The sequence below is a fragment of the Microseira wollei NIES-4236 genome, from assembly GCF_020521235.1.
GTDB classification, from domain to species: Bacteria; Cyanobacteriota; Cyanobacteriia; order Cyanobacteriales; family Aerosakkonemataceae; genus Microseira; species Microseira wollei.
Genome location: NZ_BLAY01000362.1, coordinates 1 through 3561, shown reverse-complemented (window position 1 = coordinate 3561; position 3561 = coordinate 1). Strand labels below are relative to the sequence as shown.

Genomic DNA, 3561 nt, shown 5'->3' with positions numbered 1-3561 from the left:
AATTCTGTCAAGAGATTATAGGTGAGTTAATAAGAATAAGACGCAACAAACTGCCATTCTTTCAGAGAGGTTTGAGGGCTATGTCCTTGATTTTACGCATGTTTTGACGGGGTTGTCACCCCGTCAGGGTCACAACTCAAATCTTTTGTGCGGATGTTCGCTCCAACTACCACCTCCATGATTGATAGAATAATTGCAGTAGCCCTCAACTTAATGAATCCTCAACATTTAAGAAATTGGTTTGCTAATTGCTGTTACTGTACCTCATAACAGCGGGAACCGCTGTAACGCCCCCCACAGTTTTTTCAGTACGGTCTTTGACCATTAAAGTTTCCCTAGGGATTATAATTAGTTACAAACCCATATTTCTTGTTTGCCATAACGAGCGATCGCCACAACCAAAAACCGAAGCCGACGCATAATTTTCCTCACATAATCATTCAACAGTTGATAGTTAACAGTTGACAGTTGACAGTACTCAGCTCCCTAAAGCTTATAGGATTGGGAGCTAGGGAAATTAATTTTTCCTTTCCCCTCAAAGGAGGAGGCTAACAACCCATTTTTTCTGGTAAAAATTGTAGGGTAGGCATTGCCTGTTATTCTTTTAATAGGCAATGCCAACGTTATATTTGATCGGAGAGTAAGTCCTAACCCGGAAGAATATTTTTCTCCAACGGACTCGATTTGCGTCCTTCAATTTGTCCCCACTCGATAAAATGTGCAAATCCGCTGCGGAATTTGCGCTTTTCTACCGCTTTTTTCACATCGGGATTTTGTTGGAGATAATAATCTTCATCGAATTGCAAGGTTTTGGAACTGGGATCGATGGCATTGGGTTTGCGTGCTTCAAATTGTCCATGTTGGATGAAGTGTCTCAATCCATTGCGGAACTTTCCTTTTTCCACTGCTGCTTTCACATCGGGATTTTGGGCAAGATAATAGCTTTCATCAAACACCCATACTCGGAACTCCCGATTTTCTTTTTCTCCATGTCTGACAAAGTGAGAAAAACCATTCTTGAATTTGCGCTTTTCTACTGCTGCTTTCACGTCTGGATGCTTAGCAAGATAATAAGCTTCGTCAAAGACCAAACTTAAGCCACCGCCTCCAGCAACGCTATAAATCACTGAGTCTTGATCGTCTTCGTTGGGGTTATTATTATTGGGGATAGAATCAGGGTCAGTTTCTCGCGCTGCTGTCACTGCTGCTGTGTTTGTATTGCTGGCGATCGCATCGACTTTGGCAACTATATTCAGAGTCCGACTAATCCCATCTCTCAGATTACCAACATCCCAGATTCCGGTGATACTATCATAAGTCCCTTGTTCGGATGAAACGGATACTAAACTCATTCCTGGTGGCAACAAATCGCTGACTTTAATTTGGCGACTAATTCCCGCGCCATTATTGCTGACAACCAAGCTAAAAGTAACTAAATCTCCAATGTAGGGAGTGGTGCTACTGCTAGTCTTAATTAACTGTAAGTCGGCGGGGGTGGAAGTGGGTCGATAAATTCCACCAAAAGCTGCGTTGCCAAATACAACAAAACTCTTTCCAGGTGCGTTATTAAATAAACTGCCAGGACTGCCAATAATCGCATCATCGAGTCCATCGCCGTTAATATCGCCTGCACCGCTTACAGAAGTACCAGATAAGTCATCGGCAGCGACACCGTTGAGGAAAAAGCCGTTGTTTCCATTCAAATCGGAATAGTTGATGTTAGCGGCGAAACCTTGATTGGTGCCAAATAAAATATAGGTTCTGCCTGCGGCGTTGTTACTACCAACAGATGCACCAGAAGCACCAATTGTCAAGTCATCAAAGCCATCGCCGTTGAGATCTCCGACAGCGCTAACGGAGATGCCAGAACGTTCGTCTGGTTCGATGCCATTGAGGATAAAGCCGTTGTTGCCATTAATTTGGGAAAGGTTGAAAACGGCGGGGAATTGCGTTTTGCTGCCGAAGATAATATAAGTCTTGCCAGCGGCAATATTATTGTTAGCATTGGCTTCAGAAATGCCAACAATTAAGTCATCTGCACCGTCACCGTTGATATCGCCTGCACCGCTGACGACGGTACTGGTATTAATCTCGATGCCTTCGATGATAAAGCCGTTTTTGCCGTTAAGTTCGGCGCGGTTTAATACCGGAGAAAAGCCGGTTCTGGAACCGAAGACGACGTAACTCTTACCGGGTGTATTGCTATCGGGATTGGCGCCATCTGTACCGACTATTAAGTCAGCCATGCCATCGCCGTTGATATCGCCGACGCCGCTAACCGAACTGCCAGAATTGCCGTCAGTTTCGTTAATGACAAAGCCGTTTGTGCCGTTAATATCTGAGGCGTTGAGGCTAGCGGGGAAACCGCCTTTGCGACCGTAAATGATATAATTCTTGCCAGCAGAACTATTCAAGGGGCCAGGAGCATTTACTAGCAAGTCATCTAAACTATCGCCGTTGAGATCGCCGAGTTTGCTGACGGATAAGCCTAAGTAATCAAATTCGTTGACGCCGTTGAGGACAAATCCATTGTTGCCGTTTAAGTCGGATAAATTGAAGCGGACGGGGAAGGGAGTTTTACTGCCAAATAGGATGTAAGTTTTGCCTGCATTATTTTTACCGTTGGCTGTCGCGCCGAACGCGCCTATTGCGATGTCATCGAGTCCATCGCCGTTGAGATCTCCGGCGCTACTAACGGCACCGCCGCTGAAGCCATTGGCATCAATTCCATTGATAATAAAGCCGTTGTTTCCATTCAGATTCGCTGGGGTAATGTTGGCGGGGAAACCTGCTTTACTGCCATATAAAACGTAGCTTTCTCCGGCGGCGTTGATGTTGTTGGGATCGGCTCCAAATGCGCCGATAATTAAGTCGTCTAAGCCATCGCCGTTGAAGTCGCCGATGCTGCTGGTGGAGACTCCGGAAAAGTTTCCGGCGTTATTGCCATTGATGACAAATCCGTTGTTGCCGTTGAGGTTATTTAAGTTGAAAACGGGTACGGAGATGGTGACTTTGGATGTACTGGTTTCTTTGCCGTCGGTGAGGGTGTAATTGAAGCTGTCAATGCCTGTAAAATTGGCGGGTGGGGTGTAAATTAATTGGTCGTCGCTCTGGTTGTCGGGTGTGGCGTTATCATCGAGTTTGATGGTGCCGCCTTTGGTTGTGGTTGGATCGAAGTTGGCGATCACTAGCGGTACTCCGATTGTCCCTTCATCGTTACCCAGCACGTCAATTTTTACGGGGGTGTTGGCGGAGGTGCTGGCAAAGTCTTCAAATGCTCTGGGTGGGATGGCGATCGCAAGTATACTATCGGGGGTTTGGGATGCGATCGCTGCTTCCACAATACTGGGGTCAAAATTAGTCAGTACGAGGTCAATAATCGCAGCTTCGCGGATGGCAGGATTTGTAATAGAATTGCCGATTAGTTCCTCTGTTTTTTGAATATCTGCGGCGCTTAAATCTTTGAGAGTAACTTTCTGACGCGGGAAGTTTTTATTGGTAAAAGTATTGGTGTCTTCACCGGATTTGTAGTCAAACAAAGACTCCCCTTGAGAGATGCGC

1 protein-coding gene is annotated in these 3561 nt (G+C 45.7%); it reads right to left on the bottom strand.

All coding sequences use genetic code 11. The annotated features are described in order from the left end of the window. Nucleotides 1–647: 647 nt before the first annotated feature. Nucleotides 648–3561, bottom strand: a 2914-nt coding sequence (locus MiSe_RS48200) for an Ig-like domain-containing protein (RefSeq protein WP_226594494.1), incomplete at its 5' end; no start/stop codon positions are given.